Source organism: Paenibacillus glacialis (assembly GCF_001637205.1).
GTDB classification, from domain to species: domain Bacteria; phylum Bacillota; class Bacilli; order Paenibacillales; family Paenibacillaceae; genus Paenibacillus_AQ; species Paenibacillus_AQ glacialis.
In genome coordinates, this window is record NZ_LVJH01000010.1 from 1 (window position 1) to 23,041 (window position 23,041).

26 protein-coding genes are annotated in these 23,041 nt (G+C 37.8%); 25 read left to right on the top strand and 1 reads right to left on the bottom strand.

The genetic code is table 11. From position 1 onward, the window contains the following. Positions 1-44 precede the first annotated feature (44 nt). The 23 genes from PGLA_RS07975 (at position 45) to PGLA_RS08075 (ending at position 19,055) form a co-directional block, all read left to right on the top strand. Positions 45-428: a hypothetical protein gene (locus PGLA_RS07975; protein WP_068531381.1), complete on the top strand. Its 384-nt coding sequence runs from the start codon at positions 45-47 to the stop codon at positions 426-428. A 229-nt stretch (positions 429-657) separates the two neighbouring features. Beyond that, on the top strand, positions 658-1,254 hold the full coding sequence (locus tag PGLA_RS07980; RefSeq protein ID WP_068531383.1) for a YdcF family protein: 597 nt from the start codon (positions 658-660) through the stop codon (positions 1,252-1,254). 149 nt (positions 1,255-1,403) lie between these two features. Next, entirely contained in the window at positions 1,404-2,498 is a 1,095-nt protein-coding gene (locus PGLA_RS07985) for a DUF3626 domain-containing protein (protein ID WP_068531385.1), read from the top strand. Between the two features lie 95 nt (positions 2,499-2,593). Next, a complete protein-coding gene (locus PGLA_RS27905; RefSeq protein WP_211269516.1) occupies positions 2,594-2,794 on the top strand; it encodes a hypothetical protein in 201 nt (66 codons plus the stop codon). 152 nt (positions 2,795-2,946) lie between these two features. Further along, positions 2,947-4,077, top strand: a complete 1,131-nt coding sequence (locus tag PGLA_RS07990; RefSeq protein ID WP_068531387.1) for a phosphotransferase family protein — start codon at positions 2,947-2,949, stop codon at positions 4,075-4,077. Between the two features lie 276 nt (positions 4,078-4,353). Beyond that, entirely contained in the window at positions 4,354-4,845 is a 492-nt protein-coding gene (locus tag PGLA_RS07995; RefSeq protein ID WP_068531389.1) for a hypothetical protein, read from the top strand. 222 nt (positions 4,846-5,067) lie between these two features. After that, the gene (locus tag PGLA_RS08000; protein WP_068531390.1) at positions 5,068-5,556 is read left to right on the top strand and encodes a hypothetical protein; all 489 of its coding nucleotides are present in this window, start codon (positions 5,068-5,070) and stop codon (positions 5,554-5,556) included. A 234-nt stretch (positions 5,557-5,790) separates the two neighbouring features. Continuing rightward, positions 5,791-6,393 carry a class I SAM-dependent methyltransferase gene (locus PGLA_RS08005; RefSeq protein ID WP_068531392.1) on the top strand — a complete coding sequence of 201 codons (603 nt, stop codon included), beginning with the start codon at positions 5,791-5,793 and terminating at the stop codon, positions 6,391-6,393. Between the two features lie 244 nt (positions 6,394-6,637). After that, entirely contained in the window at positions 6,638-7,102 is a 465-nt protein-coding gene (locus tag PGLA_RS08010; protein WP_068531394.1) for a DinB family protein, read from the top strand. A 521-nt stretch (positions 7,103-7,623) separates the two neighbouring features. Then, positions 7,624-8,628, top strand: coding sequence for a LacI family DNA-binding transcriptional regulator (locus PGLA_RS08015; protein ID WP_068531396.1), 1,005 nt, complete (start codon positions 7,624-7,626; stop codon positions 8,626-8,628). Positions 8,629-8,860: 232 nt separating this feature from the next. Further along, complete coding sequence (locus PGLA_RS08020; RefSeq protein ID WP_161487860.1) at positions 8,861-10,480, top strand: glycoside hydrolase family 13 protein; 1,620 nt, start codon at positions 8,861-8,863, stop codon at positions 10,478-10,480. Between the two features lie 567 nt (positions 10,481-11,047). Next, positions 11,048-11,494, top strand: a complete 447-nt coding sequence (locus tag PGLA_RS08025) for a DinB family protein (protein WP_068531399.1) — start codon at positions 11,048-11,050, stop codon at positions 11,492-11,494. A 42-nt stretch (positions 11,495-11,536) separates the two neighbouring features. Continuing rightward, complete coding sequence (locus PGLA_RS08030) at positions 11,537-11,890, top strand: acylphosphatase (RefSeq protein WP_084410848.1); 354 nt, start codon at positions 11,537-11,539, stop codon at positions 11,888-11,890. An 82-nt stretch (positions 11,891-11,972) separates the two neighbouring features. Continuing rightward, positions 11,973-12,764, top strand: coding sequence for an aminoglycoside adenylyltransferase domain-containing protein (locus PGLA_RS08035; RefSeq protein ID WP_068531401.1), 792 nt, complete (start codon positions 11,973-11,975; stop codon positions 12,762-12,764). Positions 12,765-13,015: 251 nt separating this feature from the next. Further along, positions 13,016-13,606, top strand: coding sequence for a GNAT family N-acetyltransferase (locus PGLA_RS08040; RefSeq protein ID WP_068531403.1), 591 nt, complete (start codon positions 13,016-13,018; stop codon positions 13,604-13,606). Positions 13,607-13,827: 221 nt separating this feature from the next. Next, the gene (locus PGLA_RS08045; protein ID WP_068531405.1) at positions 13,828-14,073 is read left to right on the top strand and encodes a hypothetical protein; all 246 of its coding nucleotides are present in this window, start codon (positions 13,828-13,830) and stop codon (positions 14,071-14,073) included. A 279-nt stretch (positions 14,074-14,352) separates the two neighbouring features. Continuing rightward, positions 14,353-14,892 (top strand): GrpB family protein, encoded by a 540-nt coding sequence (locus PGLA_RS08050; protein ID WP_068531407.1) that lies wholly within the window; start codon positions 14,353-14,355, stop codon positions 14,890-14,892. A 216-nt stretch (positions 14,893-15,108) separates the two neighbouring features. Then, positions 15,109-15,765 (top strand): metallophosphoesterase family protein, encoded by a 657-nt coding sequence (locus tag PGLA_RS08055; protein WP_068531409.1) that lies wholly within the window; start codon positions 15,109-15,111, stop codon positions 15,763-15,765. Between the two features lie 245 nt (positions 15,766-16,010). Further along, positions 16,011-16,400 (top strand): DinB family protein, encoded by a 390-nt coding sequence (locus tag PGLA_RS08060; RefSeq protein ID WP_245699765.1) that lies wholly within the window; start codon positions 16,011-16,013, stop codon positions 16,398-16,400. Between the two features lie 340 nt (positions 16,401-16,740). Next, a complete protein-coding gene (locus PGLA_RS08065; protein WP_068531411.1) occupies positions 16,741-17,529 on the top strand; it encodes an SDR family oxidoreductase in 789 nt (262 codons plus the stop codon). A gap of 58 nt (positions 17,530-17,587) precedes the next feature. Further along, positions 17,588-18,382 carry an AAC(3) family N-acetyltransferase gene (locus tag PGLA_RS08070; protein WP_068531413.1) on the top strand — a complete coding sequence of 265 codons (795 nt, stop codon included), beginning with the start codon at positions 17,588-17,590 and terminating at the stop codon, positions 18,380-18,382. A gap of 49 nt (positions 18,383-18,431) precedes the next feature. Further along, positions 18,432-18,575, top strand: coding sequence for a hypothetical protein (locus tag PGLA_RS27910; RefSeq protein ID WP_161487861.1), 144 nt, complete (start codon positions 18,432-18,434; stop codon positions 18,573-18,575). Between the two features lie 75 nt (positions 18,576-18,650). Continuing rightward, on the top strand, positions 18,651-19,055 hold the full coding sequence (locus PGLA_RS08075; protein ID WP_068531415.1) for a GNAT family N-acetyltransferase: 405 nt from the start codon (positions 18,651-18,653) through the stop codon (positions 19,053-19,055). 97 nt (positions 19,056-19,152) lie between these two features. On the opposite strand, the gene PGLA_RS29690 is transcribed toward PGLA_RS08075, so the two are convergent. Next, positions 19,153-19,407: a transposase gene (locus PGLA_RS29690; protein ID WP_425415363.1), complete on the bottom strand. Its 255-nt coding sequence runs from the start codon at positions 19,405-19,407 to the stop codon at positions 19,153-19,155. A gap of 114 nt (positions 19,408-19,521) precedes the next feature. On the opposite strand from PGLA_RS29690, the gene PGLA_RS08080 reads away from it, so the two are divergent. Continuing rightward, positions 19,522-20,352: a nucleotidyltransferase domain-containing protein gene (locus PGLA_RS08080; RefSeq protein WP_068531417.1), complete on the top strand. Its 831-nt coding sequence runs from the start codon at positions 19,522-19,524 to the stop codon at positions 20,350-20,352. Positions 20,353-21,349: 997 nt separating this feature from the next. After that, on the top strand, positions 21,350-22,846 hold the full coding sequence (gene mqo / locus PGLA_RS08085; RefSeq protein ID WP_068531419.1) for a malate dehydrogenase (quinone): 1,497 nt from the start codon (positions 21,350-21,352) through the stop codon (positions 22,844-22,846). Positions 22,847-23,041 lie beyond the last annotated feature (195 nt).

Sequence of the window (23,041 nt, forward strand, 5' to 3'; positions counted from 1 at the left end):
GTCGGGAACACCCAACCGTTAGCTGAAAGAACCGGAGGGGAAAAATGATAAATTCTACAAGATTAATTTTCATATTACTCTTATTAATTCTGACAGTGGGCTGTACACATGAGAAGATCGTTAAACCCGATAGTCCAGAGAATTTATCTTATCTCGCATCGGTCGCAATTAATAATCAGGACTTTAATGAATTGAAATCATATTTTACAGATTCAAGTAAAGAAACTTTAGACGATCAATATTTCGAGGATTTAATTGGAATAAACTCTCATGGAGTCGAACACAGAACATATAGTCTTTTGAGGATGATTGATCAAGATCAGATTGTCTTGTTAGAGATTGTTAAAAATCCCGAGAATAATAATTATGAAATTCAAAACATTATAAAAGTTCCGAAGGAATATGGAGAATTATTCAGTAATAAATAACGTATCTACTTATTTTAAGCTTAAGAACTTTGTTTTGTTACTCAAGGAAGCCGGTTCCTTCAGATAACAATATATTCACGCATCGGGCTAACGCCCTCGGTCGTCAAGAGGGATATTTGGAGGATTCAGGTGACACATCCAACCGGACCTACGGTCCTTAAGCCGTTCGGACGTCAGAAATGCGCAACGTTATCAGAAATTCCATCAAAATAAACAGGAGGAATCATGAATGCTAATTTCAAAAATAAATCCAGAACAACTAACACAAGAACAAATAATGACTCTATTGTATCCTGGTGATCCGAAGGAATCAGAAATGTTTGGTGATTGCATCATGGTATTCGGAAATGGCAATTTAGATAGAGCAAAAAAGGCGATACAATTATACAAAGAAGGTAGAGCCCCGATTATTTTATTTTCAGGGGGAGACAAGTGGGGAGAACGTAATGAGATTGAAGCAATGTTTATGAAAGAATTTGCACTTGAACAGGGTGTGCCAGAAGAAGCAATAGTAGTCGAAACACTATCGAATCACACCAAAGAGAACGTCTTGGCATCAATATTAGTATTAGACAGAGCACTTGGAATTCATAAAATTAAGAGGATAATTGCAGTCAGTAATTCCGGGCACTTAAGAAGATGTCTACTTACGCTAAAGACTTATATGCCAAACTGGATACCATTTGTAATGGTGGGAGTTGACGTGGAATTACCAGCAAATTGGTGGAATATACGTCCTATCAAAGAAAGGGCCGAAAAGGAAGTAAGAAGTTTAATACAGTATATTAATGAAGGGCAACTCGAAGACGAAGAAATAGCTTTGTGAATGAATATTCAAGGTGGCTGGGACATCTGATAATACAATATTCGGGCTGCGGGCCATGTGGTCCTTGATCTGCCCAAGGCATTTTCTCCTTCTCCGGTCGCTTTTTAGAATCGAATACTTGTCCTCGCTTTAATGGGAAGGTGATATTAATGTCAGATAATTTATCAAATTCACAGTACTTGGCTATTGAGCATATTACAAAGTATGCTAGAACCCGAAAATATGAAGCTCAAAAGTCAATTAAGGAAGTTCTTCAGATGACAAATATCCCTTGGGGTACTTTTGAAGACGCCGTTGTGAAGTTATTTAAGTACACTAGGGTCGCACTGCATTTTCATCCAGATCGGCCAATTGTGGACATGAAAAATGTAGCTCAGGCATTACTTGAGCAGGGAGTTTATAAGAGTCAGTTCGAAACTCATATTTCCAATGGCAGCGTATCTGCTTATCCAGGAGGTGCACGGGATCAATGGGAGAAAATGATGTTTGGAGGCGCTTATCAGTTAGATGGCGTGACTGATAGTCAGCGCCCGAAGTACGGGGCGTTAGATTTAATGTTACACCCAGAAGGACCGGCACCACGGTTTGGGTCATGTTACTTTCTTCTCTCACCAAGTATCTCCTATCGCTGCACGTTTACTTATTTGGATTCGCATCAAAATCCGAAGGAAAAAGGCACCTATGGTGAGTTTGATGACATTTTAGCAGCGATTTTTAAAGATGCATTTTTTCGAAATGATGCGATCGGTGATAAAGATCTGACACCAAGGAAATTTATTGAGCATCTGTTGTATAATCTTGAAGAACCATGCAAGGATCCTTCAAAGCGTGAATCCAATCGAAACCTCAACCACTATATCGAGGCCCAGGTCCACGGTGATATCGCATTAAAGGATGACGTAGAAGTGCTAGTTGCCGATCCTTCGTTCAAAGGCACGTACGTAGGAGATCTCTTAGAGCAAATAAGCTTAAAATATTCAATTAAACTATATTGGCATATGGGATTTTCTATGCGTGTAGAAGAAATACCCTCGGGTTTTAGGGGACCAACCATGCCTTCCTTAGCTAAACGGATAGCACGGAATGGTTACATAGACGCTAGTGTGATTGGGGCTGCGGCCACTGATTTGAAACGAAATCCAGAATTTTGGAAAGACCGAGGGGGCTATGAAGAAGTGCTTCAGGAATTAAAATACATGTGGCATATTGTAGTTCAATTTGGGAACCCATTTGCAAGGAAATGAGGGATTTGTTCATTGAGCTATCAGGAAACGAAATTTAATAATACTATTTGTGTAAAGTAAGTATTTCAAAGAAGGCGCTCACATTCTATAACAATGTGTTCACGCATCGAGGGGCAAGCCCCCTCGATCCGCAGAAGTTAGAAGTGAATTCGGGGTGGATTTTCAGTTGCAAGGAAGTAGATTCAGCGGACACATCCGCACCGACTAACCGCATCGCGGCTGCTCACTTTCGTTCGCTTAAGTCAGTGGGGCGTCGTGAACACGGAACCGTTATAGGAAATCAGCGCAAGTATTAAAACCTATTTAAATTCTTTGTAGAATTACACTGACGGCAAGGATAGTGTAGCAATCCAATTAAATGAAAATATTCACAACACGGAACGTATGTTCTAAGTTGGAGGGTATTAACTATAACAAGAATTTTTTAGAGAGAGGGGTGGTTTTCAAAATGATAATAAACAATAACACAAGTTTACCTATAGAGAAAAAAATAGACCAACTTTATGCTTGTATTCATAAGATGATCGGTGAGATTATTTTTGAGATAGATGCCTTTACGTGTGACGCTTTAGAAAATAAAACTCTAAATTTTACTACAAAAGGTATCTATCATTTATACGGTTTCTTACAAACTAATAATGAACAACTACCATGGTCTATCATTCTAAAAGTAATCAAGTCAGATAGTGAAGAAAAGGATGATATCAAACATCACAATTACTGGCGCCGGGAGGCGCTTTTGTTCGAATCCAAGCTCCTTGATCATCTTTCTGGATATATCCAAGCTCCAAATACTTATCTTGTTGAAGAACAGAATGATGGAACTATCTGGTTATGGATGGAACAGGTAAATGGGCGTTTTGCACAATCAAAGGAGCAATTCAATTTTATTGCTCATCGACTTGGCATGTTTAACGCAGAGTATCTTACTACAAAAGCAATACCAGACGAAGCATGGGTCTGCAAAAGTTGGCTTAAATCGTGGACAACCTCAAGTCGAAAGTATGCGCCTAACCCAGGGCCATACATAATCCAGTTACAAGATGAAGAGATAAAGTATATTTGGGAATGGTTCAAGGAACTTACTGAAGAAATAAATGAAAAGTTGGCTTCTCTTAGCGATTTGCCGCGTGTGTTAGCACATCAAGACTTAGGACAAAAAAATATGATCTTAACTCCAAACGATCAACTGGTGCTCATTGATTGGCAGTTCATGAGTATCTCAGGTATTGGAGAAGATCTCGGTAAGATGTTTGGCGCAAATATGAGCCTTGGAATCATTCCTACGGATCAATACGAAGCTTATCGGGATTCATTGTTTTACTCCTATATTAAAGGAATGAGGGAGATGGGATGGGAAGGGGATGAGAGGTTAGCTAGATACGGTTATTGTATAAGTACCGCTTTACGAAGCGTCTGGGAAGTACCCCAGCTCTGCTCGTTAGCTGCCCAGCTTGAAAGTAATCCAACTAATTCCAAACTTCAAGAGAGAGTATATCAACTAAAACAAATAATCAATATACAAATTGCAATGGATTATGAAGCGGAATCATTAAGAGGACATAATTATAGTCTTTAACCTATATGAAAAAGATGGTGAAAAATTAATATTGATATTTCTAAGAAGGCGCTGACATCCTATAACAAAGAATTCACGCTCAGGTCGGCTAACGCCGATCCTCGGTCTGCCCGAAGATAAAGCGGAGAAGTCGGATCAGGCAGACAACCCTGCACTGCCTAACCGCGTCGCGGCCGACCCTTTAGGCCTTAAGGCAGTGAGGGTTCGTGAATACCAAAACGTTATAAGAAATTGCCGCAATCACAAAAATGTTGAAACAGGGGTGATGAAGAAACAATGGATTCATTATTTGATTTTAAGATCATTTCAAAACACAGAATGGTAAATCATTATTATTTAAAGTTCAAAGCAAGTTTAGAATCTTTGAATCATAATCAAATTTGGCTGAAAGAGTCAGCAGATTCAAATAGTATTGGTGGAATAGTTATACATATTATCGAACATGTTAAAAGAAATACTCAGAGAATAATAAACCCAGACATTAAGTATGAATTTGGAATAGAGGATTTGTTTGCAGACCTAAATCAAGAAAAAGAGTTATTACTAGAGAATCTTAAACAAACATTCTCAGAATTCGAAGACGCAATTAGTAAGACTGAATCTATTGATATGTACAATATATATCACTTAGTTGAGCATACAGGATATCATCTAGGGCAGGTGATTGATAGAACCCAAAGAATAACAGGAAATAGATTTCAATTTGTACAGAACGGAATAAACGAGAAATCGTTAAAGGAACATATTCAAAGAGAATTAAAAGGATAAATTGATAGTCGTTCAAGGAAGGCGGCAACATCTCATAACAGAACATTCCTACTACGTCGCTGACGCTCCTTGGTCGTCATGAGGGATTTCGAAGAAGCTTATTTAGACGACATATTCAACCGGCTAAGTCTTACGACCCGGTGCTACGCACCTTAAGCCGCCTGAACGTCAGAAATGCGCAACGTTATATGAAATGGGGCAAGAGATATTAATAACAAATTAATGAGCACGAGAACAATCATAATCTTCATCTTATTAGTTGGAGTAGTATTTTTTATTTTACAGTATAACGGAAGTGGACTGACGAAGAACTCAAACCTGAACATAAAGATATCTACAGAGCAAATTTCCAGTACACAAATGTCGAAGGTAGTCTATTCACATGAAACAATCCCGAATATTAAGTTTATTGAAGTTGAATTGACAGAAGAACAAATAAGGAATATTGCTGATTGGATCAATACTGTACCTACTTCATCAATTAAAGAGTTGAATCATATACCTTCTAATATTAGTGCAGGAATAGTATTTCGATTAAAGTCAAAAAAAGAAATCCGGATTCAATACGATCTTGAAGGTATATTCATTACAAGAACCGATATAAAGAGTACGCAAGTGATGTATTCGATTTACCAAGATAACTTAAAACATTTTTTTGATGAACAACTTAAAGGCTTCTATTTCGAACAAGACAGATTAAACAATTCCTGAAGGTATTTCTTGAAGCCCCACATCATATAACACTGTTTTCTTGCTGCGTCGCGTCGCTCCTTGGTCTGCCCAAGGCATTTCGAAGCAGCGGATGCAGGCAGACAACCCTGCGAGACTAAGTGGCGAAGTCACCCAGTCGCTTGTGCTCCTTTAAGTGTCTCGAGTTCAGGAACACAACAACGTTATACGACATGGGCATAAAGACAAAAAAACTATAAAGGGGGATGCATTTTCATGAAGATTGTAAGTACTCAAGAGCATTATGAATTGCTCATAGATGAGGGTAATGATCCAGTACAAGACCCACCACAATTACAATCATATATGAACAGATGGGACGGTCCCACTTTTTTCAATAAATTAAACCCCAACAATTGTATGGTACTAGATATTGGAATTGGAACTGGAAGAATAGCAAAAACGGTATTACTTACCGGGTGTCAATTCCTTGTTGGAATAGATATATCACCGAAGACTTTAGACAGAGCAAGGACTAATCTAAGTTCTTATCCTAACCTTGAGTTAGTAAATACTGATGTAAACAATTTTATTCGTCCTAATACCTTTGATCTAGCTTACAGTGTATTGACATTTTTACACATAGAGGATAAGGAAAAAGCATTAAGTAATATTTACAAATCTCTAAAGAATAATGGATCATTTGTTTTATCAGTTAGTGAAGATAATGAGTGGTTTGAGTGTGGTGATAGGAAGGTGAAGCTATACCCTATTGGATTAGAAGAATATATTCGTCTTTTCCAATCAATTGGTTTTCAAATTGAATCAATTCAGGAAACAGAAAGCAAATATGCAACAATTATTAAAGGGAAGAAGTAAACGTAAGTATTCGAATGAAGATACCTACGTCGTATAACACCGTTTCCCCACTGCGGGTCCTGATGGACCTTTGGTCTGCAAGAGGGATTTGGAGGAAGATTAATCAGCAGACACACCCGCACTACCTAACCGCATCGCGGCTGCCCTTCCGGCTTAAGGTGGTGGGGCGTCGTGAAAACAACAACGTTATGTGAAAGTTCGGTACTACATGATAAAACCAATTCTGCGATACAAGGAGTGAATTATGAAAAGTCTTATTACATATAACCGGGAAGTAAGAGATGAATGGTTTGAAGTATTAAATAATTTATCTACAGAGGAGTTAAGCAAGGAGCGAAAATCAGGAGTAGGATCTATTTTAAGGACTCTTTTTCATATTATAGATACTGAATACAGTTGGTTTAGAGCAATGTATAATAAGAATGATATTCAAATATATTTTGAAGAGTTCAATGACTTACAATCTATAAAGGAACTATCTAATCAGTATAGGAAAGAAATATCAGTGTTTCTGAGACAATGGACACCTAGTGATGAAAACGAAGTTGTTAAACCGTCTTGGATGACAGAAACCTATAAAAAAGGTGAGATCCTTAGACATATAATTGCCCATGAAATTCATCATATCGGCCAGTTATCAGTTTGGTCAAGAGAATCAGAGATAGAACCAGTAAGTTCAAATTTCATTGGAAGAAATATAAAGACATAAATCAATGAATATTTGTGTGATGACTGGAAGAAGACCGAACCTTCACATAACCGGAACGCCAAATGGATAGACATTGTGACTCAGTATTTTTATAATTTAAACATCTCACTTGCTGATTTACTTGGTTAAGACTACCGTGAAAAGGTAGATGCAGAGATAGAGCGCAAGTTAAGGAACGTGCCAAGAGAGATGAGAGCTTGTTGAACTATAATGCTGGGGGAATTGCTGAGTAGGAGTCTCAAAACTTCTACATTAATGATCTGGAAACAGATTTATTTGAATGATATAGGATGATATAAAACAAAGAAAATTCCATGAATACCTGGGATTTTTCTTTTTATCTGAGAAATTATCTTTTGAGTGTTAAAGGGTATATATTCTATGTTAGTGGTCATTCTAAATTTGACTATAAGGTAGTGATAGTGGCACCTATGAAACCGTTGACAAAATAGAATGGGATAATTATACTTTGGTTAAACGTTTACTCACTTCATTAACGTAAAGAATAACGAGGGTAATTAATGAATATTCCGACCATTAAAGATGTAGCAAAAGCAGCGAATGTATCTGTGGCCACAGTATCCCGGGTACTTCATAATCTTTCAGGGTACTCGAATAAAACCAAACTTAAGGTACTGCAAGCCGTTGAAGAGCTTGGATATCACCCTAATGCAATTGCAAGGGGACTCATTAACAAACGAACGCAGACCATCGGTGTTCTTTTTCCTGATGTTTCCAGCGGTTTCTCATCGGATATTCTGCATGGTATTGAGGAAGTTGCCCATGAAAAAGGGTTCAGTGTCATTGTTTGCAATACGGCCGAAGAAGGCAAAAGGACAATGAAATATTTGCAAGTTCTTCGTGAAAAACAAGTGGACGGAGTCGTGTTTACTAGTGAGGTTCTTAAGGATGAATATTATCAGGCACTGAAAGAAATGGGGATACCGGTGGTACTCGTTAACACTCAATCCCACAAATATATGATTCCCTACGTTAAAGTTGACGATAGACAAGCCGCGTATCAAGCAACCGCCTATCTTATTCAGAATGGTCATCGCGAAATTGCAATGATCAGTGGGACTTTGGGGGATACGGTTGCTGGAACTCGTGTAGAAGGTTATCGTCAGGTTCTGGAGGATCATGACATACAGTTCTTAGAATCTAGAGTGGCTTATGGTGATTTCCGTTGGGAAAGTGGTCGAAAAGCGATGGAGTTGCTACTAGCGGATGCCCCTCCTTTCACAGCCTTGTTTGCCGCCAGTGACGAAATGGCTATTGGGGCTATGGGAGCAGTCTTTGCGAAGGGGATGAGAATTCCCGATGATCTATCCATTATTGGTTATGATGATTTGACCTTGGCCAAAATAACCTTTCCTCCGTTAACGACGGTTCATCAGCCTCTCGCTCAGATGGGACGTCTTGCTTCCGATAAATTGATAGCTTTAATTGAGAATTCACAAGATGTTTCTAGCACCATTGTGAGCCATCACATTGTAGAGAGACAGACAGTTCGGTCAAAGGGATAAGGCTTCTTATTCCTAAAAAGGTAAACATCCAACTCGGATATATATCCATGGAAATAAGAGTTTTGTATAAGTAACTCTAATAAGGTGGTGGTGTATACTTAAACAGAAGTAAGCGGATGAATACTACAAATATAATAATTATGGATTTGATAAATCTGTTTGGATATTTACGTAAACGTTTACGTAAAATAAATAAATTTAAATAAATTATTGAGGAGTGGATTTAGTGAAGATGAAGTGGTGGCAAACTGCGGTAATTTATCAGGTTTACCCGCGCAGTTTTCAAGATAGCGACGGCGACGGCGTTGGTGATTTGAAAGGTATTATTGAACGGTTGGGTTATTTGGAACAATTGGGGATTACGGCGATTTGGCTCAGTCCGGTTTATCAATCACCTAACGATGACAACGGCTATGATATTAGCGATTATCAAGCGATTATGACGGAGTTTGGCACGATGGATGACATGGATGAACTGATTAAGCAGGCTAAAGTGCGAAACATCAAGATTATCATGGATCTGGTTGTAAATCATACATCGGATGAGCACAAGTGGTTTATCGAGTCCAGTAAAAGTAAGGACAACCCATATCGAGACTATTATGTTTGGCGAGATCCAGTAAATGGTGAAGCCCCTAACTCACTAAGGTCGACTTTTAGTGGTTCTGCTTGGCAATATGACGAAGCAAGTGGTCAATATTTCTTGCATCTGTTCAGTAAAAGACAGCCGGACCTAAACTGGGAGAACGAAAAGGTCAGACAAGAAGTATGGGATATGATGAATTTTTGGCTGGATAAAGGTGTTGGTGGTTTCCGTATGGACGTTATTGACTTGGTCGGTAAAATTCCAGATGAAGAAATCACGGGAAATGGTCCGAAATTGCATGAATATTTGCAAGATATGCACCGGGAGACCTTCGGGAAACATGATGTTTTGACAGTGGGAGAGACCTGGGGAGCAACGCCGGAAATTGCCAAATTGTATTCTGATCCCAAACGCAATGAGTTGTCTATGGTCTTCCAATTTGAACATGTTTCTCTTGACCAAATAGAGGGTAGAGAAAAATGGGATCTTAAACCTTTACAGGTTAGTGAATTGAAAAATATCTTAGGTAAGTGGCAAACCGCATTGGGCAACGAGGGATGGAATAGTCTGTTTTGGAACAATCATGATCTACCAAGAATTGTATCTCGTTGGGGAAATGATTCCACTTATCATGCCGAAAGTGCAAAAATGTTTGCTATCCTGCTTCACCTAATGAAGGGCACGCCTTACATCTATCAAGGTGAAGAAATTGGGATGACCAATTACCCCGTCAGCGACATTAGTGAAATTAATGACATTGAAAGTGTGAATATGTACCATGAACGATTGGCGAATGGTTATACGAAGGAAGAAATTCTCGCTTCTATTAACGTCAAAGGACGCGATAACGCCCGGACGCCAATGCAATGGGACGACACAGAAAATTCCGGTTTTACAACCGGAATCCCTTGGCTGCATGTAAATCCAAATTCTCGCGAAATTAATGTGGCAGCGAACTTGGAGAATCCGAATTCTATCTTTTTCTGTTATCAAAAATTAATTAAGCTAAGAAAAGAGAATCCAATTGTCGTATGGGGCGACTATGAGTTAGTAACGGACGTTCCGGAGCAAGTCTTTATGTATTTAAGACGTTATGAAGACCAAACTTGGGTGGTCGTAGCGAACTTTGGGGAAGAGAAGGTATCTCTAGAGCTACCGGATTTTGGACAAAGTGACGACGTGATCATCAGTAACTATGAAAGATCATCGGTTAACTTTAATCAACTCGCTTTAAATCCTTATGAAGCTTTTGCTGTGAAAGTCTGAGCGTTGCGGATGAATTATTCATTCGATCAAGCCTACAGTATGTGTCAAATACTGTAGGCTATTTTTGTTTATATTTATTGATTAGAGGCTCAAACAAATAAGATGAAAGAGCATGGTAGGGTGGATTATAATGAAATCAACACATATGTATAAGCTTAGTTCATGAATTGGTCATCCGAAGGTTCATTGAATTACAAGAATAGCCAAAGAAATACAGTCTGACCTCTTTCTAGTTAATCTATTTAGTCTTGTCTAGTGTGTAACTTGAATAATTATCGGTTGACGAATAGGAGATTGAAAAGAGGGGTATACGATTGCTTTGCCGAAAGTCATAAAGTCGGTCGTGGATACAGATATGATAAGAGGGATCTGCGAAGGGAGTCGCAGATATTACGTTATAGGAAACCAGCGAACATCATAAAAACACACTATAAGTTATTGATCATTTATTACATAGATGCTTTTCAGCTAACAGACAGTAGAGTGAAAGAATGGGTGGAACTCTGTTTTCTCTTTTTTATAGAATTCATATAAAACAAGTGATTGATAATGTAGGAGGCGGTATCATTGAAAACAATCCAAAAGATGTTTGAGCATTTAAACTGGGCTAATCAACGCATTCTAGAAATATTTCAAAATGTAGAGATTGGGGAGCAGCAGTTAAGTTTATTTTCTCATATTCTATATTCTGAACAAGTATGGCTAACTAGATTAAAAGGAATGGACAGTTTACAAATGCCCATCTGGGAGGATGGTGATATAACAGTCTGTGCAAAACTTATTAAACAAAATGAAGAAAACTTCAAAACATTTCTCACTGAAATAGCAAAAACTGATCTAGATAACTTAATAACATACACAAATAGTAGTGGTAAAGAGTTTATGACTTCTATACGAGATATTTTAACTCACGTAGCACTTCATGGTCAGTATCATCGAGGACAGATTAACTCGCGACTTCGAGTAGATGGTATTGATCCAGTTAACATTGATTATATTACTTTTGTAAGATAGATGTATCAGATTAAGTAACCCCTATAAAAAGGAGTACATAGAATGAGTGTTTTCAAGAAATTAAGAGATGAATATGTAATTTCGCATGCAAATCGTATTAGGTTTCCAAAATTTATATCAAGTACTATAGTCAGGAAGAAAGTTACTTTTTATGGAAGGGTACAAAAAGTAGGATTCCGCTTGGAAATATATTGTATTTCTCAAAGAATGAAATTAACGGGATGGGTGAAAAATTTACAAGATGGAAGTGTGGAAGCAGAACTTCAAGGGGAAGAGTCGCAAATTTATTTTCTGGTCAATTGCATGAAGTCATTGAAACGGGCATCTGTAAAGAAAATGACTATAACTGATCTGCCTATTAGTGAGGGTGAGGAAAACTTTACAATAGTGGGATAAAGCACATATAGTTTAAGCGACTTATTCCAGAAAGTCACGTGTTCGAAAAACTAACGGGAAGTGGAAAGGTGGTTTTAAAAATTTGAATACTCAGGTGTACTTAGACAAATTCGTTACATCATTTAAAGAAGAACTTAAGGAAAATTTGTTAGGTATTTATTTACATGGGTCTTTAGCGATGGGGTGCTTTAATCCCAAAAGAAGTGATATCGACTTTTTAGTTATAGTAAGAGAAAAGCTGACACCAGTAAATAATAATCGAATTGCAAATATCGCGCTATCTTTGCATGATGAAATGCCTAATGATCGTGGAATAGAGTTCAGCATTATACTTGAAACTTATCTAATCTCTTTTGTTTATCCCACACCCTTTGAATTTCATTATTCGGATTATCATCGGGATAAATATCGTGCAGATGAGAATTATCTTTGTGGAGGATTTGAAGATGAAGATTTAGCTTCACAAATAGTTGTTGCCTATCAGCGTGGGATAACGTTGTATGGAAAGCCTTTAAGTGAAATTTGTGAACCAATCGATAAACAATTTTACCTTGCTTCAATTCTAAATGATGTAGAAGGAGCTTCGCGTGATATAAAAATCAATCCCCCAGCGTACCTTACACCCATGTACCTTACCTTAAATCTTTGCAGAGTTCTGTACTTTATAAAAGAGGGAATTGTATCTTCTAAGCGCGAGGGTGGAGAGTGGGGAGCAAAGGAATTACCTCTAAAATACCAGGGACTAGTAAATGAATGTTTAATAGAATACAACGGTGATATAGATAAAAGCGAATTGGATCCCCACCAGCTATTAGATTTCGTTGACTTCATGATAGGTGAAATAAAGCAGGAAAAATCATTAACTAATGGGTGAGGATAGCTGAATAGTGTAAGTATTTCGAAGAAGGCGATGACATCATATAACACCGCATTCACGTATCGGGTTGACGCCCTCGGTCCGCAAGAGGCAATTTCGTAGGAAGCGGAACTCAAGCGGACAACCCTGCACCGGCTAAGTCTGACGGCCCGCGCTATGCGCTTAAGCCAGTGAGGGTTCGTGAATGCTGAAACGTTAACGGAAAGCAAGGCAATAGTTAAATAATATAAAAAACTGGAGGGTCTGAAATGAAAGTAGAAGATATTTTCAAGGATTTACCTGTACTTGAGACTTCACGAACAATTCTCAGAAAAATTGAAAAGAACGATGTACAAGACATCTATTCTTATTGTAATGACAAAGAAGTATCAAATTATACAACATGGGATGCCCATAAGAAATTAGAGGATACGGAAGGCTTTGTTAATTTCGTAATAGACAGGTACAGCAAAAGTCAGTTAAGCCCATGGGGTATACAAGATAAAAACACTGAGAAGATAATCGGAACTTGTGATTTTGTGAATTGGAATATTGATAATTACCGGGCCGAGATTGGGTATGCATTGTCAAGAGAATATTGGGGACAGGGTTACATGACTGAGTGTGTTAAGAGATTAATAGAATTTGGTTTCAAGAATATGGACTTAGTTCGTATTGAAGCGAGATGTGTCTTGATGAATATTGGTTCTTCAAGAGTAATGGAGAAATCAGGAATGGAACTTGAAGGAACTCTAAGGAAACATATATTAATTAAAGGGAAATTTGAAGATGTGAAGATTTATTCAATAATAAAGGAAGATTCCGTGAGATTATTCGAGGAAGACCTTGCCATCCGATAACAACGTATCTAACGCTGCGGGACTTTCGTCCCTTGGTCTGCCAGAAGATAATTCGGAGAGAATGAATCAGGCAGACAACCCTTCGAGGCTAAGTGGCGAAGCCACCCGGTCCTTAGGGACCTTAAGCCTCTCGGGTTCGTAGATACACAAACGTTATCGGAAATTGGTGTAAAGACATGTTTTAACACTAAACTTGATTAACAACGGAGGGAGTTTTTTTCTTGGGGAATAACTCATATAAGATTTTAGGGACAATATTTATGATAGTTAGCGGGGGATTATATACTATTGAAAGAATTGTTGAGAAACTATCTGCTTCAATAGTTGCTGCAGGATATGCCTCTCATGGAGCAGGTATCGATAGAACACCTTATTATTCAGGATTTTTTGATAATTTTTTTGTATGGTTCTTTTTTTTCTTAGGATTTCTTTTATTAGCTTTCGGATTTCCAAAGAGAAATAAATAGATTAGAGGAATTATAAAGTGCATAGTAACAATAAGTAATCTTGATGGGTTGATTCATTGAAGCCACCACCATCCGATAACATTGCATTACCACAGCGGTCGCAACACTCCCTTGGTCACCAGGAGGAAGTTTCGTAGAAGTTAATTCAGGTGACACATCCAACCAGCTAAGTGGCAGAGCCACCCGGACCTTTGGTCCTTAAGCCGTTTGGACGTCGGTAATACGCGAACGTTATCGGAAATATTCGTAAATACATATTATTATGGAGGGCTTTTCAGGATGGGTTCTAGACCAGTGATTATTGAAGATTATAATGAGGAATGGCCTATTATGTTTAATAAATTACAAGATTTATTAAGATACAATTTAGGAAAATTGGCTTCAACCATAGAACATGTTGGAAGCACATCTGTACCTGGACTAGCATCTAAACCCATTATAGATATTGATATCGTAATAGACTCTATGACGGTACTTCCACAGGTAATTGAAAAGCTAAGTAAATTGGGTTACTTTCATGAGGGGAATTTAGGGATTGAGAACAGGGACGCTTTTGCAAGAATTGATGATAAAGTTCCTTATAATAACGAGATGGATCAAAAGCAGGCACATCATCTTTATGTTTGTAATAAAGAAAGTGACGCATTAATAAAGCACATAATATTTAGAGACATATTAAGAAAAAGGCCTGATTTAGTAACTGCTTACTCAGCATTAAAGAAAGAACTTGCAGAGAAATTTAAAAATAACCGTATAGCATATACTGAAGGGAAAACACATTTTGTAAATACAATTATGAATGAATACAAGAATATTTGACTCAGGAAGACGAAGACATCCGATAACATTGCATTCCTACGTCGTCGCTGACGCTCCTTGGTCGCCAAGAGGGATTTCAGAGAAGTAGATTCAGGCGACACATCCAACCTGTTAAGTGGCAGTGCCACCCGGACCTATGGTCCTTAAGCTGCTTGAACGTCAGGAATGCGGAAACGTTATGCGTAATTACCGCGAGACATTTATGGGGGTTAAACAATGGAGTTATTAGTAGTTGGTGATGTGCATGGTTGTTTTCATACTTTTACTAAATTAATTAATGAACATTGGAATAGAGATAAACAGATATTAGTGCAACTTGGTGATTTATTGGACAGAGGAAAGTTCTCACCTGAGACAATTTTATATGCGATCGAATTAAAAAAACACAATTCCGATAAAGTTTACTTTCTTAAAGGGAATCATGAGTTTGAAGTTATTGTGCATTTAGAAGAAGGAAATGAGAATTGGTTAAAACAATGTGGACAAGAGATATTAAAGCAATTTGAAAGAAAATCATTAGATCTAGTTAACTATATTTCTTGGTTGAAATCGCTACCTTTATACTATGAAACGGACCATGCCTTTATTAGTCATGCAGGTATTTCTCTGACAGCAGAAAATCCATTTGAAGAATCTCATCCAGAAAGTGTCTTGTGGAATAGGGGACAACTAAAGAATATTGGTAAACTGCAGATTATCGGACATACTCCTTGTAAATCAGGTAGGGCGGAATTTGATAATGATAGCAATACTTTGAATATAGATTCAGGGGTATATCTGCCTAAAGGGCTTACAGCTGTAAAAATTAATGATGAAGGTAAAGTTGATGAAATAATATTTGTACCAACGCTTTCTATTGATGTAACAGTTTGAAAAGATATTCTTTGTACATAGTAGATTCAAAGAAGGCAGTAACTACGCATAACAACGTATTATACGCTGCGGGCTTTGCCCTTGGTTCGCCAAAAGGTTTAAACAGAGAAGTTGATTCAGCGAACAACCCTCCGAGGCTAAGCCCGTCGGACACGGTCGCTGAAGCTCTCTTAAGCCTTTCGGGCTCGTAGATACAAGAACGTTATAGGAAATATCCGCAAAAAATTAAAGAAAGGGAGTTTTCCATGGAACTTCAAGATATCAATCAAAAATTAAAAGAAACAAGAGACGAATTACTAGGAATTCTTAATGAATCGAGTGGAGATCAATTAAACAAACGTAAAGACGCATACAGTTGGAGTATTAGTCAGGTATGTCAACACTTAATTAAGACAGAAGAATTATATGTCGTAGCAATAAAGAAAGGATTAAAGAGCAAGGAAGATTCATTCATAGAGAATAAACCATTAGAATTTCTACTTGATAGAAGTAAAAAGTTAGAAGCTCCTGACATTGCTAAACCAACTGACGAAATTTTAGAATATCAAGAAATCATTGAAAAACTAAACAGTTCAAGAGAAAAGTTATACGAAATATTAAACACAGTAGAAGACTCATCAGTGCTGAGTAGATGACATTTTATACACCCAGTGTTTAAGGAGATGTTATTAATCGAATGGGTTAGATCACTCTACTTGCATGAGCAAAGACATATTAAACAAATTAATGAAATTAAAGATAGAGTTAAGTAAGGCTCTTTGCATATTCGAAGATTCTATAACATCGTATTCACGCATCGCAACCTGACGGCTGCTCGATCCGCCCGAGGCATTTCGAGGAAGTAGGTCAGGCGGAAAACCCTGCGAACCTAACCGCGTAGCGGGCCGGCCCTAACGTGCCTCAAGGTTCTCGGGTTCGTGAATATGAGAGGCGTTATACGTAATTACTCAAACCCATAAAAAGGAGAAATAGATCATGCCGCATAGAAATTTATCTTTAGAAAGAAAAATAGCCATAGTGACAGGTGCTTCTCGCTTTAACGGCTTAGGAGCAGCAATATGTACAGCACTGGCGAGTAAAGGAGTCGATGTATTCTTTACATATTGGACTACCTATGATATAGAAATGCCTTGGGGAATTCATTCAAATGAACCTCAATTGTTACAAGATAAAATCATAGAATATGGTGTGCGTTGTGAGAAACTGGAATTAGATCTTTCTGACACGCTTGCACCGGCAAAGTTATTAGATGCCGTGGAAGAAAAATTAGGAAAGCCATCAATTTTAATCAACAATGCGACTTATTCCGTTGATGTAGGATACGATACATTAACTGCTGAAGTACTTGATAAACATTACCAAGTAAATATTCGTGGAACAATGTTATTAAGTGCAGAGTTTGCAAGTCGGTTTAGCAATTCAAGAGGTGGGAGAATTATTAATTTAACTTCTGGTCAATCGCTAGGACCGATGGCTGGTAATATAGCGTATGCAACCACTAAAGGTGCCATTGATACATTCACTATAACCTTATCGGCTGAAGTAGCCTCGAAAGGAATTACAGTAAATGCGGTGAATCCAGGACCAACGGATACGGGATGGATGAATGATGGCGTAAAAGATTACATTTTGACTAAATCCCCAATGGGTAGAATTGGACTGCCTCAAGATGCAGCACGATTAATTACTTTTCTTGTAAGTGACGAAGCTGAGTGGATAACTGGACAACTTATCCACTCAGAAGGTGGATTTCAGAGAGGTTAGTAAGTATTTCAAGGAAGTCGAGTAACAGCGTATAAACTATTTTTTTGAGGAGATAAAAATGGAAGCATCTAGTACTTTACAGACGAGAAAGACAATTATTGATGATTTAAAACGACTTGGGGTAAAAGAGGGAATGACTCTGATCGTCCACTCCTCTTTGAAATCTTTAGGAAATGTTGTAGGGGGACCTGTAACTGTTATTTTAGCATTGGAAGAGTCGGTAGGAATTAACGGGAATATTGTTATGCCGACTCAATCTGAACATTTGTGTGCTCCGGTGAACAACGATGGGGACATAACTTTAGAGGAAATAAAAATAATAAAAGAAAATATGCCAATATATTACCCTGATCTAACACCAACTTCGTATATGGGATTTATCCCTGAAACATTTCGAAAACAAGATGGAGTGTTAAGAAGTTCACACCCTCATATGTCATTTGCTGCGTGGGGGAAAGATGCTAAAGAAATAACGATGAATCATAGACTAGATTATGCGTTAAGCGAGGATTCTCCTTTGGGGAAGATCTATGATTTAGAAGGATATATTCTATTGCTTGGAGCTTCTACGAATGGGAATACTTCATTACATTTGGCTGAGTATAGCCAGAAAAATTCTTATATAAAGCCTAAAGTTTGGGAAGTAAAAGTGAGTGTAGATGGAAAAGAGCAATGGACTACTTATGATGATATCAATAATGAATCTGACGATTTTAACATGATTTTTGATGAGTTCAAATCTAAGACTACTTTGGTAAAAGAGGGCTTGGTAGGCGAAGCGGTGAGTTATTTAATACCACAGAAAGAAATAGTTGATTTCGCCTTAGATTGGATGAATAAGAATAGAAGATAGATTGAAAACATTGAAAGCAATTTCATAGAAGGCAAGTCCTTCTGATAACATGGCATCTACGCTGCGACCTTCTGGTCTTGGTCTGCAAGAGGCAATTCGAAGAAGTAAATCAGCAGACAACCCTGCACTACCTAACCGCACCGCGGCCAGTCTCTATCGCTCTTTTAAAGTGGTAAGGGTTCGTGAATACTAGAACGTTATCAGAAATCAGTGCGGAGTGTATACAAGAAGAAAAATCTACGAATTAGAGCATATCGGAGGATTTACTATGGAGATAGAATTGGCAACAGAGAAAGATTATAAGTACATTGTTGAAAGAGACAAACATATTCCTGAGATACTTGTAAGAACTAAGATTAAAGAAAAGGAGATCTTTATACTTAAAGATTCAGAGAAAGAAATTGGTTGGATGAGATATGGATATTTTTGGGATAACATTCCTTTTATGAACATGATATCGATTGATGAAGAATATAGAGGACAAGGAATTGGTAAGAAAATTGTACTGCATTGGGAAGAAATTATGCGTCAAAGAGGATTCAAATTAGTAATGACGTCAACGCAATCTGATGAAGAAGCACAACATTTTTATAGGAAGATTGGATATCGTGATGCTGGATGTTTACTATTGGAGACTCAACCTCTTGAAGTAATACTGACAAAAAATCTCTAAGAGTATTTGATAGTTATAGAATTAGCCACATTTAAAAGCTTGTGAGAAGTAGCAACAATTGCGACTTGCTGGTTTGCCTTCCGCACGTTTTTGCTGATTAAATTGGAAGAGAATCGAATTTCTTGGATTTAAAGATTCTCGATTCGTGAACAGCTGAGTCTAGCCCGGCAAAAGCTGCTAGCTGTTTAACGGATGGGAACCTTTTTATATCCCCGATTTCAGCGATCAGCATAACAGCTGTTAGTGGTCTAACACCCGTATCGTTCGTAGTAGATGATAGGCAGGAGTTAGATAAGTGTTCAGAGAAGTAATTTGCAGTAGAAGGGAAGCGGAATTCCGGACACACCCGCACAACCTAACCGCATTGTGGCCAGTCGCTTCGCTCCTTTAGGCTAGTGGGACGTCGTGAATACAAGAACGTTATCTGAAATAATTGCTAATAATTTATTGAAAGAAGGATTAATCAATGAATGAGCACAGCAAAAAACTTTTACAAAGAGCTTATTTCTTTGCAGAACAGTTATCTGAGCATGAAATACTTAAGGAATACTGGAATGAGCTATCACTTATCCTAAAAGGAAGCGTAGCTAGAGGAAATAGTGATCAGTATTCGGATATTGATTTTGTTTTCTTTTGTAATGAAAGTGTACGTTTAAACATATTTAACCAGTTCTACAACAATGGATTATCTCATAGACAAGATTGGGTTTTTATTGCGATTGGTGATTGGGAAGGGCATTATCATTTTGAATCTTACAATATGCTCGAAGAATACTATAGAAGTCATTCATTAACACAGATCTGGGAATTTCAAAGTGCTATACCGATTCATGATCCTTTAGATCGGTTTCAGCTTTTGTTTAAAGATCTTTCGGATCGTTTTTTAAATAATTGGACAGATGATATTAGAGAAAAATACGTTGATTTGTTTCATACTTTAGATTGGATGAGACATCCACTCAAACGAGGTGACTTTATTTCTTCTAATTTACATTGCTCGAAGTTTCTACAAGATATATGTAGAATATCTTATTTACTTGATAATAAATGCTATCCCCACGACAAGTGGGTTTCTACATATCTGAATACAACTCGATTTGGAAATTTGTATCGAAAATCCATAGAATCATTTGTTGATAGCTTTCCCAATAGTGGAAACATAAATATAAATTTAGAATTGGAAAACTACTCCTGTTATTTAAGAGCTTCTGAATTAATAAATCATCTTGGAAATTTCATTAAAGATAATTTTGAAAACTATCCGTGGATTGAAAGATGGTATGAATACAAGGGCTAAATTTTAGGGTAACTCAAAGAAGGAAATTATTTCATAACACCGTATTCACGTTTAGGGGCATTGCCCCTTGGTCCACATGATGCAGTTCAGAGGAGTGGATTCAGGTGACACATCCAAAGGCTAAGTCTGACGACCCGGCCCTACGATCCTTAAGCCGGTTGGCGTCGGTAACGCGGAAACGTTATACGAGATCTGCGAAAAAAATTCAAAATGCAAAGCCTCTTTAAAATCTTTATTGAAGTTCAAAATCAGTACTAACAATTGGATATTTTTTTGTGATATGATAATAATAATTCTCAAAAGGAATGAACGCACCCCTGTTTTATCAGCAAATTGAGGAGATTCAATCTTTTTTTGAATCTACAGTTTTAAAAAGGGGGTGTCTAAAATTGAGTTAGACATTTCTTTCCTCGCTGAGAACATCTATTTTCTGCTCTCAGGTTGATTTTTTGCTCTTATAGATTGCTTTTTTAAATTCGTTGGTGAGTAATGCTTATTGGGGATGATCCGCAATTCAAAAATGGTGGTACCACATTGTTGTTGATTCTGCAGGAGAATGTAGGATGGTGTGAGGATGATAATATTCTATCATGTTCCATATTCTTGTGAATCACATATATAGGCCGTATTCAGGGACATATCGTCAGATTATAATAGAAAAAACTGCTACCGGAAAGTAGAGCATTTTTCATGTCCAAAATATAGCAGTACAGCGCTATTAAGGAACTCTAAGGGCGGCTATTTACTGGAAACGGCAAACCAAAGTCACAACCCTTGCAAGTAGCTGGGTTAAGGCCTTGGTTTTTTGTATAGCTATGGTTTTGTGGACGTTCTCTCACTTCTTCACTGTAACAGTATGTCATCACTGAAATTTATCGGTTTTTTAATAGCATATAAATAGAAAATATCTTAATCTATTAATAATAGTGAAAGCCCAAGCAGGCAGGAGCATCCACATCTTTTTTAAAAATATATTAGCATGTAAGGAAGGTAAAAATTGAGCAATAGACAAACCGAAACAGACGTTATCTTAATTGGTGCCGGAATCATGAGTGCGACTTTAGGGTCACTGATGAAAGAATTAGCACCGGACTGGAAAATTACGGTGTTTGAGAAACTAGCAAACGCAGGAGAGGAAAGCTCTAACGAATGGAATAATGCGGGAACGGGGCATGCTGCACTGTGCGAGCTTAACTACACATCCGAAAAACCGGACGGATCGGTAGATATTAGCAAAGCTATAAATGTTAATGAACAGTTTCAAGATTCAATGCAGTTTTGGTCTTATCTTGTAAAAAGCAATCTGATTCGTAATCCGCAAGAGTTTATCATGCCATTGTCTCATATGAGTTTAGTACAAGGGGAAAAAAATGTAGCGTTTTTGAAAAAACGTTTTGAAGCGATGTCAAACAATCCTCTGTTTCATGGGATGGAATTTTCCGATGACCCGAAAATACTGATGGATTGGATTCCGCTTATTATGAAAGACCGTACACCGAATGAACCTATAGCGGCAACAAAAATTGACTCTGGTACGGATGTCAACTTTGGTGCTTTAACGCGCATGCTGTTCGACCACTTAAAGAACAAAAACGTCGACATCAATTACAAGCATAGTGTTGATGATATTAAACGTACTAGCGATGGCTTGTGGGAATTGAAAGTAAGGAATGATAGCGGTAAAGTGGAACGCCATACTGCAAAATTTGTATTTATCGGCGGCGGGGGAGGAAGTCTTCCTTTACTTCAGAAATCTGGTATTCCTGAAGGGAAACATATTGGTGGATTCCCGATAAGTGGACTATTTATGGTGTGTAATAATCCGGAAGTTGTAGCACAGCATCATGCCAAAGTATATGGTAAAGCTAAGGTTGGTGCACCTCCAATGTCTGTTCCGCATCTTGACACCAGATTTATCGATAATAAAAAATCGTTGCTCTTTGGACCATTTGCTGGGTTCTCACCAAAGTTCTTAAAAACCGGATCAATGTTTGATTTGTTAGGTTCTGTAAAACCGAATAATGTTATTACTATGTTGGCGGCAGGTGCAAAAAACCTTTCATTGACAAAATACCTAATCCAGCAAGTTATGTTATCGAAAGAGAAGCGCATGAAAGAGTTACGAGAGTTTATCCCGAACGCCAAAAGTGAGGATTGGGATATAGTGGTAGCTGGCCAACGTGTTCAAATTATCAAAGATACTACTGCCGGTAAAGGGACACTTCAATTTGGTACGGAAGTTATTAGTTCTGCTGATGGCTCGATTGCCGCATTGCTTGGTGCTTCTCCGGGTGCTTCTACCGGCGTTTCCGTCATGCTTGAGGTCATAAATAAATGCTTCCCGGAACATATAAAAACGTGGGAACCGAAAATAAAAGAAATGATTCCTTCTTATGGCGTGTCATTGTTACAAGAACCAGAGCTTATACACGAAATTCATACTTCAACAGCGCGGACGCTTGGTCTAAACAGAGAAGTGCAATCCGTCATGTAGACAATACCAGAAAATAAAAAAAGAGTTATGCGGCCTTAGTCCTGAATTCAATGGGACTGAGGCCGTTTAGCTTTGCTTGTAATCTTTAGTGGGACATCGTAAACAAATTTACGTTATCTGAAATACTCGGAAGTACGAATAACCATTAATAGAAGAAGGTGAAGGCGTGAATCTCTAGACCTGATGCAAAGCATA